The following is a 1787-nucleotide window of genomic DNA, read 5'->3' as shown; positions in this document are numbered from 1 at the left end:
GACGTCGGTTTTTAAGGGTTGCGGATGTTAACCCCTCATCTCTCGGAATGCAAAGCCTCTGATCGAAAACCGCTGGCCGGGGCATCACGCGGCGACTATTATGCGCGCCTTCGAAGTCAGCCTAAACAAGGCGCAAACCCATGCTAGTACTGGGATTAGAAACCTCCTGCGACGAAACCGGCGTCGCATTATACGACAGTGAACGCGGCCTGCTGGCCGACGCACTGTTCAGTCAGATCGACCTGCATCGCGTGTATGGCGGTGTGGTGCCTGAGCTGGCCTCGCGTGACCACGTCAAGCGCATGCTGCCCTTGATTCGTCAGGTGTTGGCCGAGGCTGACCGTGTGCCGACCGAGATCGATGCGATCGCTTATACCGCGGGTCCTGGCCTGGTTGGCGCTCTGCTGGTTGGTGCTTCCTGTGCTCAGGCGCTGGCGTTTGCCTGGGGCATTCCGGCACTCGGTGTGCATCATATGGAAGGTCATTTGTTGGCACCTATGCTGGAGCCAAAACCACCGGAATTCCCGTTCGTCGCTTTGTTGGTCTCCGGCGGTCATACGCAGCTTGTTCAGGTCGATGGCATCGGCCAATACACCTTGCTTGGCGAGACGCTCGACGATGCTGCCGGCGAAGCGTTCGACAAAACCGCGAAGATGATGGGCCTCAATTACCCAGGCGGACCGGAAATTGCCAAGCTGGCGGAGAAGGGCGCTGCAGGACGTTTTACTTTTCCGCGTCCGATGTGTGATCGCCCTGGGCTGGATTTCAGCTTCAGCGGTCTGAAAACCTTCGCCCTCAACACCTGGCAGCAGTGCGTCAGCGCCGGGGACGACAGCGAGCAAGCCCGTTGCGACATCGCGCTGGCGTTCCAGCAGGCCGTGGTGGAGACTTTGACCATCAAGTGCAAGCGTGCCCTGAAACAGGCGGGCATGAAGCGTCTGGTCATCGCGGGTGGCGTCAGCGCAAACAAGGCTTTGCGTGTTTCGCTGGAGAAAATGCTCGGCGACATGAAGGGCGATGTGTTTTACGCCCGTCCCGAGTTCTGCACCGACAATGGCGCGATGATCGCGTTTGCCGGTTGCCAGCGTTTGCAGGCCGGTCAGCAGGAAAGTCTGGCGATCAGCGTGCAGGCGCGCTGGCCGATGGAGCAGTTGTCGGCGTTGTAATGAGCAGTGCGGAAGGCCGGCATTTAAAAATGCCGTTCGCGCCCGGCAAACAGGTCGCGTAGATTGCCGCGGTGGCGCCAGACGATCAGTAGCGTCAAGGCGCTCATCGGCAGCAAAGCCTTTGGCTCTTGCCAGGCGAGCAGCGGCAGGGTCAGTGGCGTGGCGATCAGCGCCGCCAGTGAGCTGGTACGGGTCAGGTAAAACGTTAGCAGCCATGCGCACACCGCTAACAGCGCAGCCGGCGGATACAGGCCCAGCAGCATGCCGGCGGCAGTGGCGACGCCTTTGCCGCCGCGAAAGCGGAAGTACAGCGGGAACAGGTGACCGATCACGGCGCATACGCCTATCCAGGCCTGATCCTGCAGCGAAAGGCCGACAGCCGATGCGATCAGCACCGGCAGCAAGCCTTTGCACAGATCACCCAGCAGGGTCAGGATCGCGAGTTTGCGGCCGGCCAGGCGCAGCATGTTGGTAGCTCCGGCATTACCCGAGCCACTCATTCGCGGATCCGGGTTTCCGGTCAGGCGGCTGAGCAAAATGGCGAAGGACAGAGAGCCGAGCAGGTAGGCGAGAGTCGCCAGTAACCAAAACATGCTAACTATTCCGGGCGAGGACGCCCTG

At 60.8% G+C, this 1787-nt stretch carries 2 protein-coding genes; one reads left to right on the top strand and one right to left on the bottom strand.

Annotated elements, in window-relative coordinates; all coding sequences use genetic code 11:
- Nucleotides 1-140 precede the first annotated feature (140 nt).
- Nucleotides 141-1166: a tRNA (adenosine(37)-N6)-threonylcarbamoyltransferase complex transferase subunit TsaD gene (tsaD, locus tag ACIOVB_RS27665; protein WP_187680841.1), complete on the top strand. Its 1026-nt coding sequence runs from the start codon at nucleotides 141-143 to the stop codon at nucleotides 1164-1166.
- A 23-nt stretch (nucleotides 1167-1189) separates the two neighbouring features.
- On the opposite strand, the gene plsY is transcribed toward tsaD, so the two are convergent.
- Entirely contained in the window at nucleotides 1190-1759 is a 570-nt protein-coding gene (gene plsY / locus ACIOVB_RS27660) for a glycerol-3-phosphate 1-O-acyltransferase PlsY (RefSeq protein ID WP_187680840.1), read from the bottom strand.
- Nucleotides 1760-1787: the final 28 nt, after the last annotated feature.

This window comes from Pseudomonas sp. NPDC087639 (assembly GCF_044743385.1).
Classification (GTDB): Bacteria; Pseudomonadota; Gammaproteobacteria; order Pseudomonadales; family Pseudomonadaceae; genus Aquipseudomonas.
This window is presented reverse-complemented; position numbering and strand designations above follow the sequence as displayed.

Coding starts and splice junctions, on each gene's coding strand:
- tsaD (WP_187680841.1), top strand. CDS start 141: ATGCTAGTACTGGGATTAGAAACCTCCTGCGACGAAACCGGCGTCGCA.
- plsY (WP_187680840.1), bottom strand. CDS start 1,759: ATGTTTTGGTTACTGGCGACTCTCGCCTACCTGCTCGGCTCTCTGTCC.